Here is a 24999-nt window from a genome sequence, read left to right as displayed (position 1 = left end):
GTGTCATCTGCTGATTTTCTGACCGACTTCCACCACGTAGCCACTATCGGTGCCACACCCCGCCATGGCGTGGACCGGCAGGCCGCCACCGCCGAAGATGCGCAAAGCCGCGCCTGGTTCTCGAAGTGGGTCGCCGACGCCGGTTACACCCTGCACGTCGACGGCATCGGCAACATGTTCGGACTGATCGAGTGGACTCCCGGCGCTCCGTACGTGCTGATCGGCTCGCACCTCGACAGCCAGCCTCTCGGCGGGCGCTTCGATGGCGCCTACGGCGTGCTCGCGGCACTGCACGCCGCTCGGAACGTCGACGAACTGGCCACGAAGAGCGCCACGAGGCCACCGTTCAACCTTGCGGTGGTGAACTGGTTCAACGAAGAGGGCGGCCGTTTTGCCCCGAGCGTCATGGGCAGCAGCGTGTTCGTCGGGTTGTTCGACCAGGAGAAGATGCTCGACACCACCGACCTGGCCGGCGTCACGGCTCGCGCTGCCCTCGCCGAAATCGGCTATCTCGGTACCGACCCGCGCCCGGTCACGGTGAGCTACGCCGAGATCCACATTGAGCAGGGCCGCATTCTGGAACGCGAGAACATTGCGATCGGGGTGGTCGATCGCAGCTGGTACACCCAGAAGCTCGATATCGAGGTACTCGGCGAGCAGTCCCACACCGGGGCGACCGCTATGGCTGACCGGCACGACGCACTCGTGGCCGCCGCCAAGATCATCCTCATGGTGCGCGAGGTCACCACCGACTTCGCCGAGGAGGCCATCGTGTCTTCGGTGGGGCAGCTGACCCTCGAACCCAACTCCCCCATCGTGGTCGCCCGCCGGGTTCGACTGGTCGCTGATCTGCGCAGCGGCGACCCCGCGATCGTGCAGGCCGCCCGCGCCACCCTGCTGGAGAAAATCGCGGCTCTCGCCGTGGAGCACGACATCAAAATCAACGTCACGGACTTCGACATTCGTCCGATCCGCTATTTTCCGGAGAACGGCCTGCAACTGGCCGAGCAGGCCGCCGGGCGTGCGGGCCTCTCCACCCGCCGCATCCAGACCATGGCCGGCCACGACTCGGTCGCGATGAACACCATCGTGCCCTCGATCATGCTCTTCATTCCGAGCGTTGACGGAGTCTCGCACTGCGAACGAGAATTCACGACGGATGCCGACATGGTCGCCGGGCTCGCGCTGCTCACCGAAGTGGCCACCGATTTGGTCAACGGTGCCCTGGTCGATCCGGCACTGCTCGATCCGGCACTCTCGCCCGCCCTGGCTTCCTCGGCTCGCGCTTAGTCGGGTCGGTCATGATCAGCCGCACCGATTCCCCGACCATCCGATCCAGCAGCACCGGTACCGACCTGCACTACCTCGGCGCGAGCGAGGCGCTTGATCTGTTTCGATCGCGCGAGCTGTCGCCGGTCGACCTGCTCGAGGCCGTTCTCGTTCGGATTGACGCGGTCAACCCGCAGGTCAACGCGCTGACCGAGCAGCTGGTGGACGAGGCACGGGAATCGGCCAGGGACGCCGAGCGGCAGTATCGAGCGGGCACACCCGTCGCTCCGCTGCTGGGCCTGCCCGTCGCGGCCAAGGAGAAGCATTCGCTCGCCGGGCATGTGCTCAGCAATGGGCTCATCAATCAGCGTGCGGTACTGGCGAGCGCCGATCATCCGGTGATCAGCCGCATCCGCTTGGCCGGCGGCATCGTGCACGCCCGCACCACGACGCCCGAATTCTGCTGCGCCACGGTGACACATTCGCCGCTCTGGGGGGTCACGCGCAATCCGTTCAACCTTGAGCTCTCACCGGGCGGCTCGTCGGGCGGCTCAGGCGCTGCCCTCGCTGCCGGTTTTGCGCCGCTCGCGACGGGCTCGGACATTGCCGGGTCAACCCGGTTGCCTGCGGCGTTCACCGGAACCGTTGGATTCAAGGCTCCGTACGGGCGCGTTCCGGGCGTTGCCCCGCTCTCCGCCGACCATTATCGCGGCGACGGTCCGATGGCCCGCACGGTAGCCGATGCCGCCCTGCTCGCCAATGTCATGGTCGGCCAGCATTCGGGTGATCATGCTTCGCTGGCCGGGGCGAGGCCGCTGCCCGGAGTGTGGGCGTCGGTTGCGGGCCTGCGCATCGCCCTGTGCATTCGCCTGGGTGATTACCGCGTCGATCCCGACGTGGAGGCCAATACCCGCGCGGTCGCCGCGGCCCTGCACAGCGCCGGCGCGATCGTCGAAGAGGTCGAACTGCCGTGGACCTCGGCCGAGATTCACCGAGTGTCGTTCACCCACTTCGGCAACATATTGGGCCCGGCAATGGAAGATGAAACCCGCGGGGCCGACAGTGAACTCGCCGCCTATACGGTGCAGTTCATGGCGGATGCCCGCGCGGCCGCGGCCGGCAACCGCTTTCTCGACGGTCTCAGCATCGAAACCCGCATGCAGGGCGAGCTCGCCGCGGTGATGACCGGGTTCGATGCCCTCATCTGCCCCACCTCGGCGGTCGCGGCACTTCAGGCCGATGGCCATTATCTCGACGGCATTGCGGCCGGCGGCGAGCGCCTCGAGCACTACTGGCAGGCGCACATGACGGTGCCGTTCAACATCGCCAACCGCTGCCCGGTACTCGCCGTGCCCAGTGGCATGGCCGACTGCGGCATCCCGACCGGGGTGCAGATCGTCGGGCATCCCTTTGCTGACGATACGGTCTTTCGCGTTGGTGCCGCCGTCGAACTGGTGCGTCCCTGGGCTCACCGTTACGCGCAGATCGGCGGCTGAACCGCGCGGGCCTAGTACGTCGGAAGTGTGGGCTCAATCTCCTGCACCCAGGCCAGGATGCCACCGGTCAACTGGCGAACCCGGTCGTAGCCGCGACGCTCCAGCTCGGCGAGAACCGCAGCGGAGCGGGGACCAGCCTTGCAGTGCACGACAATATCGCGGTGTCGAGCGAGAGTCGACAGCGCCTGCCCCGAGAAGATGCCGCCCAGCGGAACGAGCCGGGCCCCGGCAATATGCACGATCTCGTATTCCTCGGGTTCTCGAACATCCACGAGGTCGAAGTCGTTCTCGCCCCGCGCTCGGCCCGCGAGCATGGCGGCGAGTTCCTGCACGGAAACATCATCAGCGCCCGGATTTGATGTTCCGCAGAAGAGGTCGTAGTCGATGAGCTCGGTGACCGGGTCGGTGGCGGGGTCGCGCGCAATCGCCATCTCGCGCCACGACGCGTCGAGGGCGTTGAACAGCACGACCCGGCCCAGCAGGGTGCGCCCGACCCCGGTGATCAGTTTTACGGCTTCGGCCACCATTGTCGCGCCGATCGTTCCGCAGAGCATGCCGAAGACTCCGCCCTCGCCGCAACCGGGCACGGAACCGGCCGGGGGAGCTTCGGGATACAGGTCGCGGTAGGTGGGACCGTGCAGGTTCCAGAACACGCTGACCTGCCCGTCGAAGCGCAAAATGGATCCCCAGACGCAGGGCTTGTCCAGCATCGCGGCGGCGTCGCTGACCAAATACCGTGTGGCGAAATTGTCGGCTCCGTCAATGATCAGGTCGTACTGGGCAAACAGCTCCAGGGCGTTGTCGGCAGACAGCCAGGCATCGTGTTGGTGCACGGTGACCAGAGGATTGAGTTCAGCGACCGCTGCGGCAGCCGACTCCAACTTCGAACGACCGAGACCCGTGACGCCATGAATGATCTGGCGCTGCAGGTTGCTCAGGTCCACGGCGTCATGGTCGACGATGCCGAGCGTTCCCACTCCGGCCGCCGCAAGGTAGAGCAGAACCGGCGAACCGAGACCGCCAGCGCCGATCACGAGCACGCGCGCGTTCCTTAATCGGCGCTGGCCCAGCATCCCGATTTCGGGAATGAGGATGTGGCGCGAGTATCGCTCGCGTTCGGCGGCACTAAGGTCGTCGCCCGGTTCGACCAGTGCTGCCAGCCCGGGCATCCGCTTCACAGGTCGGGCCGTCCGGCCATTGTCGATGAAGCCTGGGCGAGGGCACGCCGGGGAATGCGGCCGGCCTGCGCGGCCTGCCGGCCGGCGAGCACGGCATGCCTGAAGGCGTCAGCCATGCGAACCGGGTCTTGCGCGCGCGTCACCGCGGTGGCCAGCAGCACGGCATCGCAGCCCAGTTCCATGGCCAGCGCGGCGTCAGAAGCCGTACCGATTCCCGCATCCAGCACCACGGGAATGGCAGCGCGAGCAACGATCAGCTCGATATTGTGCGGATTGAGAATGCCCAGCCCGGTGCCGATCGGCGCCCCCAACGGCATCACGGCGACGGCTCCCAGGTGCTCGAGCCGCAACGCGAGCACGGGGTCGTCATTCGTGTAGGCGAACACTTTGAACCCCCGCGCCACGAGCTGTTCCGTGGCCGTGACCAGCTCGACCGCATCGGGCAGCAGAGTCTGCTCATCCGCGATGACCTCCAGCTTGATCCAGTCGGTCTCGAGGGCTTCCCGGGCCAGCTCGGCGGTCATGACGGCTTCTCGCGCGGTGAAACACCCCGCTGTATTGGGCAACACCCGGATGGAATTCTCTACCAAAAGGTCGAAGAGCGAGCCGGTGGTTGCCACGTTGTGGCGCCGCATGGCAACGGTGGTGAGCTCGGTTCCGGAGGCACGCAGCGCAGAGCCCAGGCCGTCGAGACTCGGGGCGCCACCGGTGCCCATGATCAGGCGCGAGGTCAGCTCCACCCCGTCGATGATCAGGCTGTCAGCGTTCGTGAAAGGCACGGTCAACCTCCCTGGACCGCGGTGACAATTTCGATGTCATCACCGTGGCGCAGCCCGGTGCACCACCACTGGCTGCGGGGAACGACCTCGGCGTTTCGTGCAACGGCCACGCCGAGACGGCTGCCGTCGGTGGCCCGGCCGTCTTCGGCGATGGGCCGTCCGGTGATCTCCGTCACGAGGTCGGTCACCGTACTGCCCGGCGACACGGTTCGGTGCTGACCGTTGACGGTGATCGTGGTGGTCAAGGCTTCGGTCACGAGTGGACTCCTTGGGGTAAAGCGGATGCGGGCGGGTGGCTTGCTGAGAAACGATCCGGCCGAAACCGTCGCCACCGGTCGTTGGCAGTCCCCTCGATGAGCTGAAGGCAGTACTCGGCCGCGACCGGCGTGAGCAACACCCCATGGCGAAAGAACCCGGTGGCAATGATGAGGCCCGGAATGTCGTCGGTGTCACCCTGCGCACCGGTGCGACCGACCCGACCCAGCAGCGGCGCGTTGTCGGGCGTTCCCGGACGAGCCCGAGCGGTCATCTCGAGCAGCTCAAGTTCGCTGACCGCGGGCAGCAGCACCTGGGCGTCACGCAACAGCTGGTATACACCGCCGGCCGATACCGTGCCGCAACCATCCTCACGTTGCGTGGCACCGATCACGAGCGTTCCGTCGGTGCGCGGAACCAGATAGACCGGCACACCGTGCACCAAACCGCGAACCGTGCAGGTGAGTAGCGGCCGAAGATGCTCGGGCACCCGCAATCGGAGAACGTCCCCGTAGACCGGGCGAAGGGGCAGGCTCAGCCCCTCGGGCAGGCCGCCCAGCCCGGCTGCCCCGAGCCCATTGGCCACAATCACCTCGCTGGCCTTCACCGTCGCCCCACCGTCCAGGGCCACACCGGTGACGCGCGATGAGGCATCCGCGCAATTTTCGTGCAGCAATCCGCGGGCGTTCACCCGCACCACGGCAGCGCGTGCGCCACCGGCGAGCGCGGCCAGAGCGAGCTGTAGCCGCTCGGCCAGCCGGCGCGGGTCAACCTGATGATCCTGCGGGGCGACGAATGCACCGGCGATGCGGGGGCTCAGCAGCGGCTCCAGCGCCCGGGCTTCGCCGATGGTCAGCGGCGGGGCCTGCAGCCCGTTGGCCAGTTGCACGCCACGCAGGTCGGCGAGGGCTTGCCGGTCGGACGAATCGGCACCGACGTTGAGGGTTCTGGTGCGCCGGTAGCCGGTTGTGCTCGAATCCGGTCCGAGCGATTCGATGAAGGCCGGATACAGCGCCGCGGAGGCGAGCATCAGCTCCAGCAGACCCTCCTCCTGATAGTGCAGTTCGCTTACTGCGGCGAGCATTCCGGCGGCCGCAAACGTTGCGCCTCCGGCCGGATCGGGGTCGATGACCACCACGCTGCGGCCCGAGCGCGCAACCGCCCAAGCGATGCCGAGTCCCACGATGCCCCCGCCGATGACGGCGACATCAACCGTGCGGGGCACGCCCCGCTCACTCATAATGGACACCGTTCCCGCCGTGCCGGGGTGCTGGAGCGCGCCGCGGCCCATGCCCTTTAGGGTTGGTCGAATGGACCAGATGACCGCCCGGCTGTATCTCTGCACCGATGCCAGAAAGGATCGTGGCGATTTCGCAGACTTCGTAAATGCGGCGTTTGCCGGCGGGGTCGACATCATCCAGCTGCGCGATAAGCACATCGACGCCGCCGAGGAACTGGACTACCTCGAGATTCTGCACTCGGTCGCCGAACGTCACGCCCGACTCTGGGCGGTCAACGATCGGGCCGATATCGCCGGCCTCGCGGGCGCGCCGGTCTTTCATGTCGGCCAGACGGATCTGCCGACGGCCTCGGCGCGCAAACTGCTCGGTGCGAGTGCACTGATTGGGCTGTCCACGCACACCACCGAGCAAGTGAATGCTGCACTGGCCGTCGAAGCCCTCGACTACTTTTGTGTCGGCCCGGTCTGGGCAACGCCGACGAAACCCGGTCGAGCAGCCGTCGGAACGCACCTGCTGAGCTATGCCGCCGCACGCAGCACGGCAGCCGCCCACCCTCGGCCCTGGTTCGCCATTGGTGGCATCGACCTCGGCACCATCGATCAGGTCGTCGAGGCCGGAGCGACCCGGGTGGTTGTGGTGCGGGCGATCACCGACGCCGACGACCCGACGGATGCCGCGCAGCGGCTGCTGGCCAGCCTGCCCCCGCTCGGCTAGTCGCGCCCACCGCAGCTCGTTCCACACCATCACCTCACACCCGCGCAAGCTGTCGCGGGGCGTCGAAAAAGTCGAGTTCGAACCGTGACGAGGCCGCAAACGCCTGGCGCATCGCCACGCGTTCCGATTCCGAAGCCGTCGCCGCCGCGTCGTCAGTGAGGGCGATCGCCCGCCTCGTGGCCGCGGCGAAATCGTCATCCGAGTAAGTTTCGAGCCAGGCGGCATACGGATGCTCCGCCCCGTCGGGGCGCGACCGAAACTCGGCGTGCAGCCGGTCACCGACATCGGCATACAACCAGAAGCAGGGCAATATTGCAGCGAGAAGCACGGCGAAGTTCCCGGCCTCGCTCACGGCGAGCAGGTGATCGAGATAGCCCGTCGTCGCCGGGCCAGCCTCGTGCGGCTCTGGTTGCTGGTGCAGCCAGGTTCGATGCAATTCCAGCTCAACGTCACGGCACTGCGTGGCGGAATCGGCTAGAAAGCGTTGCGCGCTCTCGGTCGGGGCGAGTTCACTGGCACGAGCGAGAACACTCGCGTAGGTGGCCAGATAGAGCGCATCCTGCGCGAGGTAGTAGGAGAAATCTTCGTGCGCCAGCGCGCCGCTGCCCAGATCAGTGATGAACGGAAGGTCAAAGATCTGCCGACGAATCAGCTCGACGTCTCGCCACAGGGTCGAGCTAAACGTCGGCGCAACACCGGGCGCGGGCGCGGCTGCCCCATCAGAGAACAGTCGATGAAAATGGTGGATCGGACCGTTTCCGTGGCCGACCTCGAGCTCGTCGGCGTGGGCCACGGCATCCTGAAGCCAATCTTTGGCCTCGGCGAGGGTTTGCGCCCAGTTTCCGGTTCTCGCTTGCACGGTGGCCAGCGCCGACGAGAGCGAGCACCCGGTGCCGTGGGTATTCGTGGTGGCAATGCGCGGCGCCGTGAATTCGATAACACCCGGCGCGAGTCGTCCGTGGGTATCGACCAGGGCATCCGGGCAGTCGCTGTCGTTGAAGTGCCCGCCCTTGACCAGCACGGTCACTCCGGTGCGGGCTGACAATCGTTTTCCCTGCTCGATGGCCGCCGCCCAGTCGGCCGCCGGTCGCTCGGCGAGCAGAACGGCAAGCTCGGGCAGGTTGGGCGTGACGAGATCCACGAGAACGATCAGGTCACGTAACGCCTGCTCGGCTGCGGGCTCGAGCAACCGGTCACCGCTCGTGGCGACCATCACCGGGTCGAGCACGACCAGGGGCGGCCGACATTCTTCAAGCCAACTCCGCACCGTGGTGATCACATCGAGATTGGCGAGCATGCCGATCTTGACGGCATCGATGACCACATCCTCGCTCACGGCGTGCAATTGCTGGCGCAAAAACTCCACCGGCGGGATGTGCACCGAGCGCACCCCGAGCGTGTTCTGCGCGACCAGGGCGCTCACCACCGCCATTCCGTAGCCGCCGTTGGCCGCGATGCTCTTCAGGTCGGCCTGGATTCCGGCTCCGCCGGTCGGATCGGTGCCGGCGATACTGAGAATTCGCGGCGTCTGCCGCAGAGGGTGGTTGGAGGTTCGATTGATCATCGGTGACATTCCTTCGCTAGTGCTAACTAGACAGGTTCAACGGGTATTGATCTCAGCGCGCAAACTGTATGCGGCACCCCGTGTCAGGAACCAAGCCTATAGGTAGCGCCCCGATAAAACTCGTCTCAGCCCACGGCCGCTTTCGGGCACTTTTCACGCCGTCACCGTCGCAGTCACAATCCGGCCGGTCGCGAGCATCCCGATGGCCGCAGCGCGTTTCTTCCGATCCGCTCACGCCACCTCGTGAGCGGAGGGCCGGTCAGGAGCCGATACGGTGGAAGTGCCGACCACCATCGCACTTGCGAACCCGGGTCTTCGGCCATCAACGATGAAGGAGATCCCCTATGCCCGTTCTCGATGAGCGGCTGGTGCCCATCTTCGAAGAAGTCCTGAGCCGCAACCCCGGTGAAACCGAGTTTCACCAAGCCGTGCGTGAAGTACTTGAGAGCTTGGGTCCGGTCGTATCGAAGCATCCGCAATACGCCGATTCTGCGGTAATCCGGCGTCTGTGCGAGCCGGAACGACAAATTATCTTTCGTGTGCCGTGGGTGACCGACAGCGGAAAGATCGAAGTCAATCGAGGCTTCCGGGTGGAGTTCAGCTCTGCACTCGGTCCGTACAAGGGCGGACTGCGCTTTCACCCCAGCGTGTATCTGGGAATCGTCAAGTTCCTCGGGTTCGAGCAGATCTTCAAGAATGCCCTGACCGGCCTGCCGATCGGCGGCGGCAAGGGCGGTTCCGACTTCGATCCGAAGGGACGCACCGACGCCGAGGTGATGCGCTTCTGCCAGTCCTTCATGACCGAGCTGTACCGTCACATCGGTGAATACACGGACGTCCCAGCCGGCGACATCGGCGTTGGCGGGCGTGAGCTCGGCTACATGTTTGGTCAGTACAAAAGAATCACCAACCGCTACGAATCCGGCACACTCACCGGCAAGGGCCTCAGCTGGGGCGGAGCACAGGTGCGCACAGAAGCCACCGGCTACGGCACCGCATTCTTCGTCAACGAGATGCTGAGAACCGAACAGGACAGCCTGGATGGCAAGAAGGTCGTCGTGTCCGGGTCGGGCAATGTTGCGATCTACGCAATTGAGAAGGTGCACCAGCTCGGCGGCATCGTCGTGGCATGCTCCGATTCTGCCGGCTACGTGCACGATCCGGCCGGAATCGACCTGGAGCTCCTCAAAGAGGTCAAGAACGTTCAGCGGGGTCGCGTCTCCGATTATGCCGTTGCGCGCGGCAATCAGGCCTCGTTCGTGTCGGATGGGTCGATTTGGGACGTACCGTGTGACATTGCCCTGCCCTGCGCGACGCAGAACGAACTCGATTCGATCGGCGTCGCAACGCTCATCCGCAACGGATGCTGCATCGTCGCCGAAGGCGCCAACATGCCCGTCACCCCAGACGCCATTCGCACCCTCGCCGACGCGAACGTTAGATTCGCGCCGGCCAAAGCGGTCAACGCGGGCGGCGTCGCGACCAGCGCGCTGGAGATGCAGCAGAACGCTTCCCGCGACACGTGGACATTCGACTACACGCAGAACCGCCTCGCCGAGATCATGCGCAGCATCCACGATCGCTGCCTGGAGACAGCCGACGAATACGGTTCTCCCGGAAATTACGTGGCGGGTGCCAACATCTCCGGCTTCACACGGGTCGCTGACTCCATGCTCGCCCTCGGAGTCATCTAGGGCTCGGTCGCTCGCCCAGCTCAGGTCGACTCGGGTTAGCCACCGAACGCGACGAGGTGGTGCTGAGAGGCGGTCAGCAGGTTTGCGTAGACGGCGAGCACGTCGGGAGCGGTGACTCCGACAGCGGCGGCGGTGAGGTCGGCGATATCGGTCTCTTCGACCGTTCGGGCGACCTCCTTCGCGGCGTCCAGACTGGCTGAACCTTGAGCCAGCAATGTGTCATAGAGGTTTTGCGTGGCTTCAGTCGGGAACACACCAACCGTCAGGCCGAGGGTCGTATCCGCGACGTCGTAGCGCTCCAAAAGCACCCGAACGGAACTGAGATGCTTCGTTTCTGAATTGGCGATTCGGCTGAAGACCGTTTCGTCGTACATCCCATCAAAGGCAATGTAGAGGTCGTGCGCCAGTTTCTCTTCGGCGGCCATCTCAGTGAGAACGGATGTTTGCTCCGCGCTCACCGTTCCGCTGGCCACGTTCGTGAGGCCATCGGCCGAGCTTTTGCCGGCACCGCGTGCAGCACCCCGACGCGCACCTGCCCCGTCGCCACCAGCCTGACGCATCCCCGCTCGATTTGACCGGTCGGTCGGCTGACCGAGCGACCGGGCGTAGGGGGCACTGGAACTCACACTTGATCGGGTATCTGCGGTGACGTCGTTCGTGCTCGCGAGGGCGAGACTCGGTGTGGCAATGAGGGCCGTTACAACAGCCCCGCCAGCAATAACCGCGGTTACGGTGGTTGACCTTCGCATGATGTTCTCCTTTGATTGGGGTTCTTTCCAACTACACGGTGCCCCACCGCCGTGGAGGGGTTCTGCCCACCGTGTGGAGACCGCGTGGAGATCTGACGCCGCCGCTCCACAGTGGCGTCCGTTGGCTAGGGTGAAGTTATGCCCACGGTCTTGGTAGTTGAGGACGAACGCGATATTCGAGACGTGCTCCGGCGTTACTTGGAGCGGGCCGGGTTCTCGATACTCACCACGGCGTCGGGTGCCGAAGCCCTCCGACTGCTGCCCTCGGCCGATCTGGTCATTCTCGATCTCGGTCTGCCCGATATCGACGGCACGGACATCCTGCGGGAGATTCATCAGGGCGGCGTACTTCCGGTCATCGTGCTGACCGCACGCAGCACCACCGAAGACCGTATTCACGGTCTCGAACTCGGAGCCGACGACTACGTGACCAAACCATTCAGCCCCGCCGAGGTGGTACTTCGGGTGCAGGCGGTGCTTCACCGTTACAGCGGGCACCCCACGCCGAGCGGCCCGGTCACGTATGGCAACCGCCGGCTGAGCATTGACGAAGGCGCACACCGAGCCTGGCTGGACGGCGCGCTACTCGACCTGACGCCCACGGAGTGGGGCCTCCTGGCCGCGGTAGCTAGAGCGCCGGGGCGGGTGTATTCACGCTACGAACTGGTGAATCAGGTTCGCGGCTACGAGTACGCGGGCTATGAGCGCACGATCGACTCGCATGTGAAGAATCTCAGACGCAAGCTCGGGGTCGCTGGCGCAGACGTCGTGGAGACCGTGCTCGGTGTCGGATACCGACTGGGGCTGCTTCGGGATGAGACGCCATGACGTCCATTGGTCCCGGGCTGGGGGCCCTCGGGCGGCGTCTCCTGCTGGCCTTCGTGCTGGTCGCGGTTTCTTCGGTTTTAGTTCTGTCTGGAGCTGCCCTCATCGGCGTCGATCGGGGCGTTCAGGTAGCGCAGCTCGACGACCGCGTGCGCATCGCGAACGTCGCGGCGGTGGCCGCCGCTGACGCCTACCGAGAAGCAGGGGGGTGGGATGAGGCGGATCTGACCCGGGTTGTCGCCACTGGTGAGGCGGCATCAGCCCACCTCGCCGTGGTGGATGCCGGCGGCGATACCGTTCTAGCGCGTGGTGGCGGCCGTACCACCTCCGCCCAACCGCGCGTGGCTGCGGGCGGCGGCGGGATTCAGAACGCTGTCACCGTGCCGATCCTGGTGGATGGAACGGCTGTCGGACAAGTACAAATGAACTTTGGCGGCAACGGCGGAGCCCGAGTGCTTGGTGTGGTCTGGAGTTGGATCGGCGTGGCGGCGGCCGTCGCCCTCGCTGTAGCGGTCGGCGCAAGCTGGCTGGTGTCGAGGCGCCTGGTCCGCCCGATCCGTGCCATGACGAACACGGCACGCTCGTTCACGGCCGGAAACCGAGAGACTCGCGTCGCGGGGCGCAACCCCGGGGAGCTCGGCGAACTCGCTCGAGCGTTCAACGGCATGGCCGATTCGGTTGTTCGTTCCGATCTCGTCCGCCGCAATCTCACCGCCGACGTTGCCCACGAGCTGCGCACGCCCCTGGCAGCGCTGCAGGCTGGATTGGAGGAGCTCCGTGACGGGCTGATCTCCCCCACGCCGGAAGGGCTCGCCGGCCTGCACGACCAGTCTCTTCGGCTTGGTCGAGTGGTGGCCGACCTGGCCGAGCTCTCGGCGGCGGAGACCGCGGGACAGTCTGTGCATCTGGAATCAGTCGATCTGGTCGAGATCGTGCGCGACGAATCGGTACTGCGTGAATCTCAGTTGCGGGCCGCGGAGATCCAGCTCACGGTTAATGCTGCTGCGCCCGTCTTCGTGCGGGCGGACGCCGACCGGTTGCACCAGGCCGTGGGCAACCTGCTGGCCAACGCGGTGCGATTTTGTCGACCGGGAGACGGCGTCACACTGACCGTGTCGGTCAGTGAAGGTCAGGCGGTACTCACGGTCGCCGACACCGGTCCTGGAATCCCACCCGACGAACTCCCCCACATCTTTGAGCGACTGTGGCGAGGACGAGCAGCGGAACAGATTGCCGGTTCTGGTATCGGCCTGGCCCTGGTTCGTGAAACAGTCAGGAACCATGGGGGAACCATCGAGGCCGTGTCTCCGCCGGGTGAGGGCACCACGATAACGGTCCGGTTGCCGGCTGTTTCCAGCTCGGTGCGGTGAGAACAAGGCTCCCCGAACCACGGCCACAGTCCATCGGACGGGCGTAGGAGTGTCGACACTGTGGTGATGACCGGGCCCGGCCATCCGCTTCTGTCGCACGGGCAGGAGCCGCGCCACGGCCTCGGACGCCTGTTCCGATCGTGTTGGATGGAGCTATGGACAATTCCCCGGCACGTTTTCAGAAGTGGGATTCCCGCGTGCGAATGCCGCTCACCGAACCGTGAGTTTCGCGCGTCGAGCGGTGAGGTTCAGACCATTTTTGCCGCAGAAATCGCTCAAGACTCACGGCTCGGCGTATGCAAAAAAGCCCCGGACTTCCGCAGAAGTCCGGGGCTATTTCGATGAATACCGTGTAGCGGGAGCGGGAATTGAACCCGCGACACCACGATTATCGTGAACCAGACTCAGCCGGGTCAAGGAGGCCTCATACAGTCATCGGTCCCAATAAAACACTGGGTAAGTGATCACGCTCTTACCGCCACGCGAGTTTCAATCTGCGGGGTTTCTGCGGGGTTTCTGCGGGGTTTCAGAAATGAACGCTCTGCCATACATCCCTATCACTGCTGATGACCCACAGTCGAAGTTCCGTCGCCGCCATCGAGCACTCGAATTCGCGGCGACGAAAGTCAATCGCGAGGCACATGATTATGAGCCATAAGTCCAATAAACAGACCCATCGATGGCCCCAAGCACCACAGGTACGTACCGGTGAGATTTGAACCCTAATGCGCACTCAATGAGACGGCGGATCCGGCCTCAGATCCGCGTGATTGGGCGTTTTTCCAATCATTTGAGCGAGTCTGAAACCAGAGCAATTTCATTCAACTGTTGCCAAAATGTTGCCAAGAGTCTGCCCGCGACAATAGCGGTCAATACCTCCCGGCGTTCACGCCGGTAGACGCCGGTAGACGCCTTGATCATCAACCACCGAATCGCCTCGGCGCTTCTCGGCCGGCGGCAAGGCCGCGAGCCTGGCCGTCTTCCAACCCATGCATCAGGAGAAAGAAAGCAACGATACACATTCGAGCGCTGCGTGGAGAGACTCGGAACGCCCGAGATCCGGCACCATAACCTTGCACTGCCCGGGGCGAGCTCGTCGGGGCAGGCTCCGACGTGCTCGGTCTGGTTCAAACGTCTGCGGTTGTGGTGATCGGCACGTCGATGCGGTCTCGAGCAACCACCATTCCGTCCTTAATGGCGTAACACTCCACAATGTGCTCCCCGCGGAAGATCGAGCTCTCTTTGCGGATGCCGGGCTGTGTTGAGTCGATGATGTCGCCGCGGATCACGTCGCGACGCTCCGCCTCCGGGCCTTGGTTGAGCACCTTCCACTTCAGCGTGTACGGCTCGGACACCGTGCAGCTTGCGACCTGGAACTTCAGGTGCTTGCCAGCATTGAGCGGGACTCCAACACGCCCCATCGCGCGCAGCCACAGCGGTCGCCAGCCATTTTGTGTGACCTCGCAGTCGATGGACACACTCTCGGTAATGTCGACCGGGTACTGATCCTCGATAAACTCCTCGGTGCCCGTCTGCAAACCGCTAGCCGAGGCCTTGAGAACGGCCTCGCTAACCGTCAGCGGCACGCTGGTGCCAAAGACCTCGCGCCACTTCTTGACCGACGCGGTCTTGCCCTCGTTCTCGATCGCAGAGGCACAGCGCTTGTAAGCCTTCTTCGCCTTGGCCTGGAACTTGGCCTTGACGTAGACGCGCTGCCGGCTACCGAGCGCCAGGTAATAGTCTTTCTCCGGCTGGTCCATGAGGAACGCAAAGAAGTCCCGGGACATCAGGTCAAACGATGCGGTGTTCGCGGAATCGTAGTCGTCGGTTTGCGTGAAGAAACTGTAGACCAGAGTGTCGATAACCAGGCCGCCGAGATTCACGCCGTTCGCGTTCTTCCAGGCCCGGGCCATCCGGGCAAGGTGACGCATATTCGTCGAGGTTCGGTCATTGCACTCTTTCGTCGCGGCAATCTCCGCGCGCGGCTTGGTGGTCTTCCAGCCGTCGGCCTTGGTGTCTGGGTAGTCGAAGCTGCCGTCGGGGTTCTCGAACACAGGCTGAACCTCAAACTTGAACGCGTCGGACGCGAACTGCACGCGTACAACGCACTGGTCGACCCGGATATCGGTGTTCTTGTACCGCGCCGTGAGCACGTTGCGCACGCGCTCCAGCACCCGGCGAGGGCCGTTGGCGTCGGCGAACCCGTCGCGCAGCCCCGGCGCCAGGATGAAGATCATATCTAGGTCGGAGATGGACTTGATCGCTGTGTGCCGTCCGAACGAGCCGATCATCAGTTTGTAGTCGACGCAGGCGTCCTTGCCTCGGAAGTCCTTATTCAGGGCTTTGGTGATCTCGTCACGGCGGGCTCGGATCGTCGCGACTTTCTCCCCCACTTTGAGGTTCGCCAGCAACCCGTCGAAGATCTCGGATGTGTCCATCCTCAGACCTCGCCTTCGTTAAGCCGCAACGCCGCGGGGAGCAGGAGGTCGAGCTCGCGGGAGGAGAACGTCAGCTCCTCGTTGAACTTCAGGCCGTTCTGAGCGCGGCCGTACGCCTTAGGTGTGGTCCGCGGCGCGAACGAGTAGACCGCGCGGGTGGTCTCCTGCAGCTCGTCGCGGCGAGCCCGGGCATCAACGTCCGCGATCTCACCGGACATCAGGTCGGCGATGAGCGAGACGTAGGACTCGCGCACGTTCCACAGTCGCGACGCGATGTCTCGGTGCGCCTCGGCCTCCTCGTGGAACCGGAACGTCTTGGCCCCAAGCGTCACCCAAGTCACCAGTACAGCGACGCTGGCGGTGATGAGGCTGGTCGTGGTTGTGCTGGCGAGCTGACTCACCGCGGCGACCAGGAACGTGCCGGAGCTGACCGCGGTCAGCGCGATGAGCACGCCCTGCTGCCAGCGATGCTTGGTTAAGCAGATGTCCGCTTGCTTCTCGTGGGTCTTATGGGTGTACGCCACGCGCCCGAAGGCCTCACGCCCCTGGGCAAGCAGATACCGGTCTCGGCCGGCGTCATCGTTGATCATTTCGCTCCGATCGCTCTTGAACAGTCGAAGCACACACATCCAGCGAATGCCCCCGGTCTGAGTATGGCGGTGACCTCCGACATCATGGAACGAACAGCACGTCTTTGAGCCAGAATGGCGGTGGCCGTATTCGATGAAGGGATCCACCGTGGACTTTTCGGCAATCCGAAACTCGTTGGGAGTCAGTGACTCTGTTCTCAGCAAGCAGGTCAACTTGACAAAACCGTAATCGATTCCCATGTGCGGAATTCACTCGCTCTCACTGCAAAGGACAGAAGCCAGACCGGGCGCATATCGAAGTCTTGCTAAAGCTGACGGCGATGGGCAACGAGGAAAGGATCCCTGCCTGGGGGCCATGCGCCCGAATCCTGACGGGCGGCCGCGCGCGCAGGAATATTGACTTCTGGCACTCACCGAACCGGTGTCGGCGTCTCGAAACCCTAGGGATTCGAGACTCGCGAGTATCGAGTGCATGTTGCGAAAAGCTCACCCGAGCGCGAATCACTTCCGGACGGGTGACGGAGACTGCACGGTCGACAAGGGCGCCGATGTCCTCCCGGTGTGCGGCCGCACGTTCTGGGTCCGCTTGTGCAAAGCGGGCACATCGGTTTGCGACGCGCCCTTACAACTATGCTCAAAGCAACAAATAGGGGGAGCACAAATGGCACTCAATGGCAGGGGCACCGGTTCATTCATACAGAACATCGGGCGAACCTTCGGCACCCAAGAAGTTATTGTCATCCACGCGCACGGTACCGCCGAAGAACAGCGAACCGAGCTTGAGTCGCAAGTGCAGGGCAGCAAAGCCTACTTTGATGTCGACGCGCCTGTCTATGAAGGTGACGCAATGGAGCTGGCCGACCCGCGCGGCGGCAGGCGTACGGTTCACATCTTCAAGGTGAAGATCAACGAAGCGCCTGGTTCATTTGGTGGTGGGATGAGCCACATCGTCGCCTCATACAGCGACACTCCTGCCCGGGCCAGAGGTCAGCAAGCCAGTCAAATCATCCATGGGAACGCCGTCATCGTTTCAGGCAGCCACGTCAACGTAGCACTCGACAACGGCTCTATCACCCAACATTTTGCGGTTACTGCAGGGTTCGAGGTCTTGGCCCGTTCCGTCGAGGATGCCCTCAGCTTGATGGAACAGAGGCAGGATCTTGACCCAGATGAGAGGAGCGCAGCTCAGGAAGCCGGAACGGCGGTCCTCACTGCCATCGTTGAGCCGAACCCCGACCTTTCTCTGATCAAGAAGGCACTTGCGACTATGAGGGGAGTGCTCCACTCTGCCGTGACGGCCGGAGCAGGCGCGGCTGCATCAGCACTGATTACGCAGCTCGTTCTTTGACCGACCCCAGACGCGGCTGAAGGTTCGGCTATCAGGCGTTCAAGGCGACCCGGCGTCACATGTGTTGTCCTCCGCTGTGGTCCAACGGACGGCCGAGCTACCTTCGAGACCGGCCAGCCGGCCAGGATCCGTGGTCGCGGTATTCATCGTGCTGAGGGATTTCTAGTTGCTCGTCGACAGCGGCTCGGCTTGCCGCGATCGGTAAGGACGAAACCGTTAGTCTTGGCCCGTGGATGAACTCAAGCGCCTCGGTGACAAGTGGAACAGCCGCGATTTGCCCGTGCTTGTCGCGGCCGCGCGGCTGCTCGAGGATCAGGACTTTGTCGACGCCGATATAATCGCGGCTGACTTGGGACTTTGTCGACGCCGATATAATCGCGGCTGACTTGGGACTTTCACACCGCGATGTGGTTCTGGCGCTCAAGAACCTTGAGCACCGCCATCTCGAGCTGCTAAACACAAGCACATACGACGGCCGTGACTACATGGTGCGAGGTATCTTTCCAGCTGGCCTAGAGGCCGCGGGTCAGTGGCCGAGCCCCGAATTGGCAGCGGACCGTCTCGAAGCTGCTCTGACCGCGTTGGTTGATGCTGCGCCGGAGGGGTCACCTCAGCGGGGCAAGTTGGTCGCGCTGCGCGATGGACTGCTTGCGGCCGGCCGAGACGTCATAATCGATGTCGCGGGGTCCGTGATTTCCGGACGCCTACCTTTCTGAACAAATCGTTGAAGTGCGGATGTGGTTGGCGCTATGTAGCGGCAATAGATGAACGCTCGTCCGTGCATCGAGCTGATTGCCGACGTCTTTCGAGCGAGGCCAGTGTCTTGTATCTGATGGGTTTTGAGGCACTTAGGTTACGAGACACTTCTTTGGGCGATGCCCCCTAGTTACGAGGCCCGTTTCGGCATCGTCTGGGGTGCCATGGGCGCAGCCCGGAGCTGCCTCGACGCCGCCATCTCGCGCTCGAGGACGCGCGAGGTGTTCGGCAAGCCGATCGGTGCCACCCAGCTCATCCAGGCGAAACTGGCCGACATGTTCGTGGAGTACGAGAAGGGGGTGCTGCTGGCGCTGCACCTCGGAAGCCTCAAGGAGCTGGGCGCTCTCACCCCGGCGCAGATCAGCGTCGGCAAGCTCAACAGCGTGCGGGAGCCCATCCAGATCGCCCGGGAGGCCAGGGTCATCCTAGGCGGCGACGGCGTCACCAGCGGCTCTCCGGTGATGCGGCACATGGCCAACCTCGAGTCCGTGAGCACCTACGAGGGCACCAATGAGATTCACCAGCTCGTGGTCGGCCGGGCACTGACCGACTTGGCCGAGTTCTCCTAGGACCGGGCCCTGCCCTAGTCTTCCGTTAGACGGAGAAAGATGGGGGACGGCTTGAGCTGGACAAACGTTGAAGAGCAGGTGCGCACGATCGCGGAGACCGTGTGGTCATCACCGTGTAAGAGCGAGATGATCGCGGGTGTCCAATGCGATGGCGTTATCCATGTACGGAAGGACTATCTCGTTCTGATCGAGATATCCGTCCGAGACGACCTCGCTAAGTTGCGAGAAGACGTTTCAAAGTTGGTCGCCATGAAGTCAGCCCTCATGTCTCAGGGAAAATACGCCGAGACGTATTTTGTGACTTCGCAGGACAAGCATCCTTCTATTACGGTCACGGCAGACGCTGCCGGCATCGAATTTCACACACTCGAGACGTTCGCTTCAAAGTTCCTGGCCTCGAAGCAGTACACCCATGAACGGTCGTCGATGCCCTTTGGGAGCGCGGTCGTTCCTCAGACGGGAGTCTCTGATCAGACCCCGTACACTGTCATCTCCTACGTCGACTCCAAGGGTAAGAAATATCTCGTAGACGACATCGCCTCGGCTCTCAAGAAGAAGCAGCGCATCATTCTCCTGGGTGAATTCGGAACCGGTAAGTCTCGGTGCATCAAGGAGACCTTCGCAGCGCTTTCAGATTCGACGGATGCTTTTGCCGCTGTAGCCATAAATCTGCGCGACAACTGGGGGTACAAGCGCCTAGATCACATGCTTCGTAACCATCTCGATGGCCTGGGTCTGTCCGACTTCGCCGACAACCTAGTAAAAAGTATTCGTCACGGCAATCACCCCGTGCTACTCGATGGGTTCGATGAGATTGGCTCTCAGTCGTGGTCCGGAAACAGTGCGATGCTGGCCGAGGTGAGGCGCAAAAGCCTCGAAGGAGTGCGGGATGCTGTTGAGGCAAGCGGTGGAGCTGGCATTCTAATCACTGGGCGAGAGCATTACTTCAGTACGGATAAAGAGATGCTGGACTGCTTGGGGCTTGACGACAGGGCTGTGGTTCTTCGGTGCCCAGATGAGTTCACAGAGGCTGAAGCAGCGGAATACATCAAAGCCCATTCCGCATCCTCTTTCATCCCTGATTGGATGCCCCGGAAGCCTCTCGTTTGCCAGCTTCTCGTGGGTCTAGATATCGATGAGATCGAGGCGCTGAAGGTGAACGCCTATGGCGAGTTGGAGTTCTTCGAGCAGGTGGTCGACGCTGTCTGCCGTCGCGAAACTCGAATTAATCCGTCAATCGACGCAGACACCGTCAAGAGCGTCCTCTTGCATTTGGCACAGCAATCCCGTACTCAGCCTGCGCAAGCCGAGCGCCTCACCCTGCCCATGATCAACGAGGCCTTTTATTCCATCACCGGTTACGCGCCGATCGATGAATCGGCCATTCTGTTACAGCGGTTGCCATACCTTGGCCGAGTGGGGGCAGAGAGTTCTGATCGCAGCTTCATTGATCCCTACGCGAGGAGCGGACTCCGCGGCTTGGCAATAGAGCAAACTTTCTCGACCAAAAACGTCGACGCTACCCGTGAAGCCTGGCTGCAACCACTTGACGACTTCGGACTTCGCATATGGGCGCGTCGCCTAGCTCGAGACCAGTCCCCTCTGAAATATGTGAGGCAGTGTCTGGCACATGGGAATAACCAGGCGGGGTCCGATTACGTCGCAGCACGACTTATGACGGGCGACGAACTTGTTGACTTCGAAAAGTTGAGTCTTGACGACGGCGAGATTAGCGAACTTTTCTTCGTCGACGTGACCGTCAGAAACCTTTCCCTCACCAACATTCACGTAGCGCATCTATCCATTGAAAACGCGAGGCTTGAAAACGTGTTTATTGATAATTGCGTAATGGACCGGGTCGAAGGAGTCAGTTCGCAAGGCAAGCTTCCGCCGAGCTTCGGACCGAAGTGCCAGGTCGAAGAATACGACTCTGCCCTTTCTTCGTCTCGTATCAGCACTCTCAATCTGAGCGACTCGCAAAAGACCTTGCTTGCGCTCATAAAGAAGTTGTTTTTCCAGCCCGGGTCGGGGCGCCGAGAGGAGGCTCTTCTGCGAGGAACCGAGGCTTACTGGGTAAAAGCGTCCGCCGACGGTGCTCTTCGCTACATGGAACAAGAACGTATGGTTCGCAAGGTGAAGGGGAATGACGGGTGGCTGTACATTCCCGAGCGTCGCCACATGAAGCGAATGGGGCTAATAGTTTCTGAGCAGAAGCAGTCGATTGACCCGTTATGGCTCCTCGCGGGTTAGCTCTCCTTCCAGTTTCGCCGCAACCTGGCGAGGCCGACGAGAGTTGTGAACACGGAGGGCGTCGACTCCGCGTCCAGAAAGAGGGTTGCTCAAAGTTGGGACTCGTCTTTGTCGCCACCCCTCAGGTCGCCCATCGGAGAAAGCTTCCGTTGACGTGTCTTGTATCCCTATGGTTATGGGGCGTCTCCCCGCCGATCCCCGTGCTTGATTCAGATAGCTGGATTCATAGGGTTGGTGAGCCTCGCAACTATGTATTGAAACCAAGCGCTCTGTTTTTGGACCCAATCGACGGTTGTGAGACACCCGCATCACAGTGGTGGAGTTGATTGGCTGTGCGGCGACACCCTCGCCGTTCTCGACCATGAAGGTTTCCGGCCACCGGGTCTTGACGAGGTTGAACCTGACACCCGAAGAGCTTCGTGATTTTCACTATCTGCCTTGCTCAGGCAATTCTCGGTTGGAGCATCCCCCATCCTGGCCGCCGTCCGATGGCAGATAATTGGCTCATGCTTTCCGACCTCGCACTCCGCACACGTGACGCTGCGGAATCAACGTCGGCTCATTTCCAGGTGCCCCGCGAGCTAGAGAGCAAGTAAGCGCGATGTCGAGAGAGCAGTTAGTTCAGGTTGAACCCGACTACCGCAACGAGTTCGTGCCGCGGCCGTTCAGCCTCACGCCGGATGAGCTGGGTGAGCTCCCCGTTACCGTGGCGAAGGGCCCCACTCAGGTGCTGGCTTGGGTGAGATACCCCGCCGTTGCCGAGCGTGTGCGCGGTGTGGCCCTGGCTTGGACGCAGCGCGCTGTCTACGTCGAGTGGGAAGATCGCGGCATCCATCGAGTGTGGGTGTGGGCCTCTGCTGTTGAGCGTGCGGCTGACGGCGCGGCTGGTGCTGCTGTCGTCGCTGAGTCACCTCGTGCAAGCGCGATTTCGGCGCTCGGCACGGAACCCTTGGTTCAGCTCGTCAACGTCGAGCTCGCGCTGATCGGCGCTGAGTTTGTGCGTGCGATGTCAAAGCCCACGGGCGCGTTCAGCTCGGTGGTGTTCGGGACCATCGACGGCCAGTCTGTACATCTGGATTTCCTCATCGACCCCGCGACCGATATGTGCGCTGTCCTGCTGGTGAGCATGGAGATTGAGGCTCTTCCCGGCCAAAGCGCAGGTCCTACGTTCGAGGAAGCGATCCAGGCCTACCCATGGGCGGTGGCGGTCGACGCACTCGACCTGGGTTAGCCATCCTGGGTGACGCGCGCCGCGGCCCAGGCGACTTTGCGGGACCGGAAGGGCACGCAAGTCTAATTGATCACGCCGCGGGTTACTTGCGGGTGGCGCTCCCCGTGGGTCGTGCGAAGACCGTCTTGAAGGAGACCTTGCTGGTGTAGGAGATGGATCCGTATCGGAAGAGGCGTGCGGCGACTTGCAGTACGAGCGCGGCGAGGAGGAAGAGTTCGATGATGACGATGGCCGCTTCCCAGCCGGCGAGGGAGCCGAACGCGTTGCGCAGCATCGCGGTGATCGGTGCCGAGTACGGGAAGTACGTGAAGATCTGAACGACGGGACTGTGCGGGTCTGACAGGACTAATGACAGCGCGTAGAGCGGGACGATCATGAGCACGATCAGTCCGGAGAACCAGCTGCCGGCATCTTTCGCAGTCGGCATCACGGCACCGATGGCGACGAGGGTGCCCGTGAACAAGGCGAACCCGCCGATGGCTAGGAGTGCTCCGACGATCATCTGTCTTGGCTCAATCGTCAAACTCGACACGTCCAACTCCGGAATGTTCAACGATGAGCGGAAGAACACATACGCGACCAGGACCGGCAGCAGGAACACGAGGACTTGAACGAATCCAACGACGAAAAGGGAGATGACCTTACCGCTGATCAACACGGTGGGGTTCAACGTCGTCAGGATCATCTCCGTCACCCGGTTCTCTTTCTCCTCCAGCGTGCTGGTGAGCATCTGGTTGGAGAGCAGAGTGAAGACCAGGAAGAAGATCACGACAAAGATCAGCGGCGGGATCATGCCCAAGAACCCAGCCGCTTCAACACCGTCGGTGTAGGTCGTCGCGGTGATGGGCACGTTGCCTTGCGCCAAGGCCGTGAGGGCGGGGTCTCCGATACGATCTTGAGCGCTGGTGATCAATACTTGCGTGGCGAGGCCGTTGTATGCCTCATTTCCAAACAGTCCTTTGTCGACGCCGTACACGTGAACCGGGGTCTCGGCTGGATCGACCGGGTACACAAAGTGGGCCTCTTCCGTCCCGGATTTCACTGCGGCAATCGCGGCTGTGTCGTCGGTGACAGCGGTGCCACCCAGCTCGGTGGCCACGGCAGGGTCCACATATCCGGACGCATCGCTGTAGGTGAAGGCCAGTTTGGCGTCCGCTTGACGTGCGGCCGTGTCAGCTGCCGTCATGTTCCCCAAAACCACGAGGGCCAAGACGATGCCGATCGCGATGGGCACCAGCAGGGTAATGAACCAGAAGCGTTTCTTGCCCAGTGTGCGGGTTACTTCGAACGCGAGGACGGTGCGCAGGTTGTGCTGGCCCATCTCAGGCACCCACCATTTCGTTCTGCGCACCATAGACCGTGACGAAGATCTCCTCCAGGGAGAGTTTGCTGGTGGTGAAGCTACGCACCAGGACCCCGGCCTGGACCAGATCACGCAGGATCAGCGCCTCGTCGACAGTGTCCGTCAGGGTGAGTTCGGCATAGTTGCGGTCACGAGTGCTGATCTCGTAGTGCGGCGACGCTGGGATTTCACCCGAGTAGCTGACCCGGATCATGGTTCCGCCGTACTGGTTTTGCACCTCGGAAATCGTCCCGTACGCCTCGGCGCGGCCGTCCTTGAGGAGGATGACGCGGTCGCAGAGTCGCTCGACTTCTTCCATCTGGTGGGTGACCATCAGCACCGTGGCCCCGGCGCGTTTCTGCTCCTCGATGATGTCCATCAGCAGGCGGCGATTGACCGGGTCGAAGCCTTTGGTCGGCTCATCCAGGATCAGCAATTCCGGATCGTTCATGATCGTCACTCCGAGCTGAACTTTCTGCTGCTGCCCGCCGGAGAGCTTGTCGACCCGCGATTTCGCGTGGTCGCCGAGCCCGACCCGCTCCAGGTAGTTTGACGACCAGGCCGATGCGGCCTTCTTGCTGAGGCCCTTGAGCTGGCCGAAGTAGGTCATCACGGTGAGGACAGATTCTTTCTTGTACAGTCCGCGTTCCTCCGGCAGATACCCCAGGCGGCTGCCGGCCTCCGGCGTGAACGGCCGGCCGTCCACGTGGAGAATGCCCGCGGTAGGAGCATAAATTCCTAGCAGCGCTCGAAGCGTGGTCGTCTTTCCTGAACCGTTAGACCCCAAAAATCCGAAAGTCTCGCCCCGCCGCACGTCAAACGAAAGATCCTCTACGACCGTGGTACTCCCGAAATCCATGCGGAAGTTCTGAATATGGACGAGGGGTTCATTGTGGGGCGCCATGCCCACACTCTATCGAGGAGGTCCCGCCGCCTCATCGTCGCCCGAGTTGGCCAAGGCGGACGTAGTCGCACCGGCATTTGCACTCCGGGCTGCTGACGATACCCGACAACATTGGATCGAAATGGTCGACACGTCCGCGATTCAGGTGCAGCCAAGCTCAGGTACCTCCCCGGAGCGAATGCCGGACAGCCTCGCGTAGAACGCCGCCCGTATGCGGAACCCTTATGCGTCAGGAGCGAACTGTAGCTGGGTGAACCCGGTCGACTAGCCATCGATGGCTGCTCCAATCACAGAACCGGGCCCGCAAACCGAAGGCTTAGCGGGAAGTCGACGACGGCGACGCGAGCGTCTCACGGAGCTCTTTCGGTGATGCCAGTGTCTTCCACGACCGGACGGCGACGATCCCGGCGAGCACGGCGATGCCCGCCAGTATGAGG

20 protein-coding genes, 1 pseudogene and 1 riboswitch are annotated in these 24999 nt (G+C 62.8%); of the genes and pseudogenes, 11 read left to right on the top strand and 10 right to left on the bottom strand.

Features of this window, described 5'->3' with window-relative positions:
* A complete protein-coding gene (locus QMK22_RS16375; protein WP_283498715.1) occupies positions 1-1290 on the top strand; it encodes a M20 family metallo-hydrolase in 1290 nt (429 codons plus the stop codon).
* Between the two features lie 11 nt (positions 1291-1301).
* The gene (locus QMK22_RS16370) at positions 1302-2765 is read left to right on the top strand and encodes an amidase (RefSeq protein ID WP_283498714.1); all 1464 of its coding nucleotides are present in this window, start codon (positions 1302-1304) and stop codon (positions 2763-2765) included.
* Positions 2766-2776: 11 nt separating this feature from the next.
* Here QMK22_RS16370 and moeB read toward each other — a convergent pair whose 3' ends face one another.
* The 4 genes from moeB to thiO all read right to left on the bottom strand — a co-directional run bounded on the left by moeB (position 2777) and on the right by thiO (position 6268).
* Positions 2777-3934, bottom strand: coding sequence for a molybdopterin-synthase adenylyltransferase MoeB (gene moeB, locus QMK22_RS16365; protein ID WP_283498759.1), 1158 nt, complete (start codon positions 3932-3934; stop codon positions 2777-2779).
* A 5-nt stretch (positions 3935-3939) separates the two neighbouring features.
* Entirely contained in the window at positions 3940-4659 is a 720-nt protein-coding gene (locus tag QMK22_RS16360; protein ID WP_283498758.1) for a thiazole synthase, read from the bottom strand.
* A 65-nt stretch (positions 4660-4724) separates the two neighbouring features.
* Complete coding sequence (thiS, locus tag QMK22_RS16355) at positions 4725-4979, bottom strand: sulfur carrier protein ThiS (RefSeq protein WP_283498713.1); 255 nt, start codon at positions 4977-4979, stop codon at positions 4725-4727.
* The gene (thiO, locus tag QMK22_RS16350; RefSeq protein ID WP_502857908.1) at positions 4976-6268 is read right to left on the bottom strand and encodes a glycine oxidase ThiO; all 1293 of its coding nucleotides are present in this window, start codon (positions 6266-6268) and stop codon (positions 4976-4978) included. Before thiO ends, thiS begins: the two co-directional genes overlap by 4 nt.
* A gap of 19 nt (positions 6269-6287) precedes the next feature.
* On the opposite strand from thiO, the gene thiE reads away from it, so the two are divergent.
* A complete protein-coding gene (thiE, locus tag QMK22_RS16345) occupies positions 6288-6932 on the top strand; it encodes a thiamine phosphate synthase (protein WP_283498712.1) in 645 nt (214 codons plus the stop codon).
* 34 nt (positions 6933-6966) lie between these two features.
* On the opposite strand, the gene QMK22_RS16340 is transcribed toward thiE, so the two are convergent.
* A complete protein-coding gene (locus tag QMK22_RS16340) occupies positions 6967-8505 on the bottom strand; it encodes a bifunctional hydroxymethylpyrimidine kinase/phosphomethylpyrimidine kinase (protein WP_283498711.1) in 1539 nt (512 codons plus the stop codon).
* A riboswitch (TPP riboswitch) is annotated at positions 8488-8587 on the bottom strand. It overlaps the preceding gene by 18 nt.
* Before the next feature lie 253 nt (positions 8588-8840).
* Between QMK22_RS16340 and gdhA the strand changes: the two genes are divergently transcribed.
* Positions 8841-10190, top strand: coding sequence for an NADP-specific glutamate dehydrogenase (gene gdhA, locus QMK22_RS16335; protein WP_283498710.1), 1350 nt, complete (start codon positions 8841-8843; stop codon positions 10188-10190).
* Positions 10191-10225: 35 nt separating this feature from the next.
* On the opposite strand, the gene QMK22_RS16330 is transcribed toward gdhA, so the two are convergent.
* Entirely contained in the window at positions 10226-10939 is a 714-nt protein-coding gene (locus tag QMK22_RS16330; RefSeq protein ID WP_283498709.1) for a ferritin-like domain-containing protein, read from the bottom strand.
* Positions 10940-11077: 138 nt separating this feature from the next.
* On the opposite strand from QMK22_RS16330, the gene QMK22_RS16325 reads away from it, so the two are divergent.
* Both QMK22_RS16325 and QMK22_RS16320 read left to right on the top strand, forming a co-directional pair.
* Entirely contained in the window at positions 11078-11767 is a 690-nt protein-coding gene (locus tag QMK22_RS16325; RefSeq protein ID WP_283498708.1) for a response regulator transcription factor, read from the top strand.
* Complete coding sequence (locus QMK22_RS16320; protein WP_283498707.1) at positions 11764-13134, top strand: HAMP domain-containing sensor histidine kinase; 1371 nt, start codon at positions 11764-11766, stop codon at positions 13132-13134. The genes QMK22_RS16325 and QMK22_RS16320 overlap by 4 nt, the downstream gene beginning before the upstream one ends.
* A 1127-nt stretch (positions 13135-14261) precedes the next feature.
* On the opposite strand, the gene QMK22_RS16315 is transcribed toward QMK22_RS16320, so the two are convergent.
* A complete protein-coding gene (locus tag QMK22_RS16315) occupies positions 14262-15572 on the bottom strand; it encodes a nucleotide-binding domain-containing protein (RefSeq protein WP_283498706.1) in 1311 nt (436 codons plus the stop codon).
* Positions 15573-15574: 2 nt separating this feature from the next.
* Complete coding sequence (locus QMK22_RS16310; RefSeq protein ID WP_283498705.1) at positions 15575-16162, bottom strand: SLATT domain-containing protein; 588 nt, start codon at positions 16160-16162, stop codon at positions 15575-15577.
* A 661-nt stretch (positions 16163-16823) separates the two neighbouring features.
* Here QMK22_RS16310 and QMK22_RS16305 point away from each other — a divergent pair.
* The 5 genes and pseudogenes from QMK22_RS16305 to QMK22_RS16285 all read left to right on the top strand — a co-directional run bounded on the left by QMK22_RS16305 (position 16824) and on the right by QMK22_RS16285 (position 22316).
* A complete protein-coding gene (locus tag QMK22_RS16305; RefSeq protein ID WP_283498704.1) occupies positions 16824-17510 on the top strand; it encodes a hypothetical protein in 687 nt (228 codons plus the stop codon).
* Between the two features lie 229 nt (positions 17511-17739).
* Positions 17740-17895 carry a hypothetical protein gene (locus QMK22_RS16300; RefSeq protein ID WP_283498703.1) on the top strand — a complete coding sequence of 52 codons (156 nt, stop codon included), beginning with the start codon at positions 17740-17742 and terminating at the stop codon, positions 17893-17895.
* Positions 17896-18400: 505 nt separating this feature from the next.
* Positions 18401-18835: pseudogene (locus tag QMK22_RS16295) on the top strand (acyl-CoA dehydrogenase family protein); the annotation flags it as partial.
* A 51-nt stretch (positions 18836-18886) separates the two neighbouring features.
* On the top strand, positions 18887-21085 hold the full coding sequence (locus QMK22_RS16290; RefSeq protein WP_283498702.1) for an NACHT domain-containing protein: 2199 nt from the start codon (positions 18887-18889) through the stop codon (positions 21083-21085).
* 601 nt (positions 21086-21686) lie between these two features.
* The gene (locus QMK22_RS16285; protein ID WP_283498701.1) at positions 21687-22316 is read left to right on the top strand and encodes a hypothetical protein; all 630 of its coding nucleotides are present in this window, start codon (positions 21687-21689) and stop codon (positions 22314-22316) included.
* Between the two features lie 82 nt (positions 22317-22398).
* Here QMK22_RS16285 and QMK22_RS16280 read toward each other — a convergent pair whose 3' ends face one another.
* Together QMK22_RS16280 and QMK22_RS16275 are read right to left on the bottom strand one after the other, a co-directional pair.
* The gene (locus QMK22_RS16280; RefSeq protein WP_283498700.1) at positions 22399-23637 is read right to left on the bottom strand and encodes an ABC transporter permease; all 1239 of its coding nucleotides are present in this window, start codon (positions 23635-23637) and stop codon (positions 22399-22401) included.
* A gap of 1 nt (position 23638) precedes the next feature.
* Entirely contained in the window at positions 23639-24562 is a 924-nt protein-coding gene (locus QMK22_RS16275; protein WP_283498699.1) for an ABC transporter ATP-binding protein, read from the bottom strand.
* Positions 24563-24999: the final 437 nt, after the last annotated feature.

Source organism: Cryobacterium sp. PH29-G1, assembly GCF_030063365.1.
Lineage (GTDB): Bacteria > Actinomycetota > Actinomycetes > Actinomycetales > Microbacteriaceae > Cryobacterium.
This window is presented reverse-complemented; position numbering and strand designations above follow the sequence as displayed.

Bases quoted from the DNA above. Each gene is read 5' to 3' on its own strand.
- QMK22_RS16370 (WP_283498714.1), top strand. From the start codon at position 1,302: ATGATCAGCCGCACCGATTCCCCGACCATCCGATCCAGCAGCACCGGT.
- moeB (WP_283498759.1), bottom strand. From the start codon at position 3,934: ATGCCCGGGCTGGCAGCACTGGTCGAACCGGGCGACGACCTTAGTGCC.
- QMK22_RS16360 (WP_283498758.1), bottom strand. From the start codon at position 4,659: ATGGGCACCGGTGGCGCCCCGAGTCTCGACGGCCTGGGCTCTGCGCTG.
- thiO (WP_502857908.1), bottom strand. From the start codon at position 6,268: ATGGGCCGCGGCGCGCTCCAGCACCCCGGCACGGCGGGAACGGTGTCC.
- thiE (WP_283498712.1), top strand. From the start codon at position 6,288: ATGGACCAGATGACCGCCCGGCTGTATCTCTGCACCGATGCCAGAAAG.
- QMK22_RS16340 (WP_283498711.1), bottom strand. From the start codon at position 8,505: ATGTCACCGATGATCAATCGAACCTCCAACCACCCTCTGCGGCAGACG.
- gdhA (WP_283498710.1), top strand. From the start codon at position 8,841: ATGCCCGTTCTCGATGAGCGGCTGGTGCCCATCTTCGAAGAAGTCCTG.
- QMK22_RS16330 (WP_283498709.1), bottom strand. From the start codon at position 10,939: ATGCGAAGGTCAACCACCGTAACCGCGGTTATTGCTGGCGGGGCTGTT.
- QMK22_RS16325 (WP_283498708.1), top strand. From the start codon at position 11,078: ATGCCCACGGTCTTGGTAGTTGAGGACGAACGCGATATTCGAGACGTG.
- QMK22_RS16320 (WP_283498707.1), top strand. From the start codon at position 11,764: ATGACGTCCATTGGTCCCGGGCTGGGGGCCCTCGGGCGGCGTCTCCTG.
- QMK22_RS16315 (WP_283498706.1), bottom strand. From the start codon at position 15,572: ATGGACACATCCGAGATCTTCGACGGGTTGCTGGCGAACCTCAAAGTG.
- QMK22_RS16310 (WP_283498705.1), bottom strand. From the start codon at position 16,162: ATGATCAACGATGACGCCGGCCGAGACCGGTATCTGCTTGCCCAGGGG.
- QMK22_RS16305 (WP_283498704.1), top strand. From the start codon at position 16,824: ATGGCACTCAATGGCAGGGGCACCGGTTCATTCATACAGAACATCGGG.
- QMK22_RS16285 (WP_283498701.1), top strand. From the start codon at position 21,687: ATGTCGAGAGAGCAGTTAGTTCAGGTTGAACCCGACTACCGCAACGAG.
- QMK22_RS16280 (WP_283498700.1), bottom strand. From the start codon at position 23,637: ATGGGCCAGCACAACCTGCGCACCGTCCTCGCGTTCGAAGTAACCCGC.
- QMK22_RS16275 (WP_283498699.1), bottom strand. From the start codon at position 24,562: ATGGCGCCCCACAATGAACCCCTCGTCCATATTCAGAACTTCCGCATG.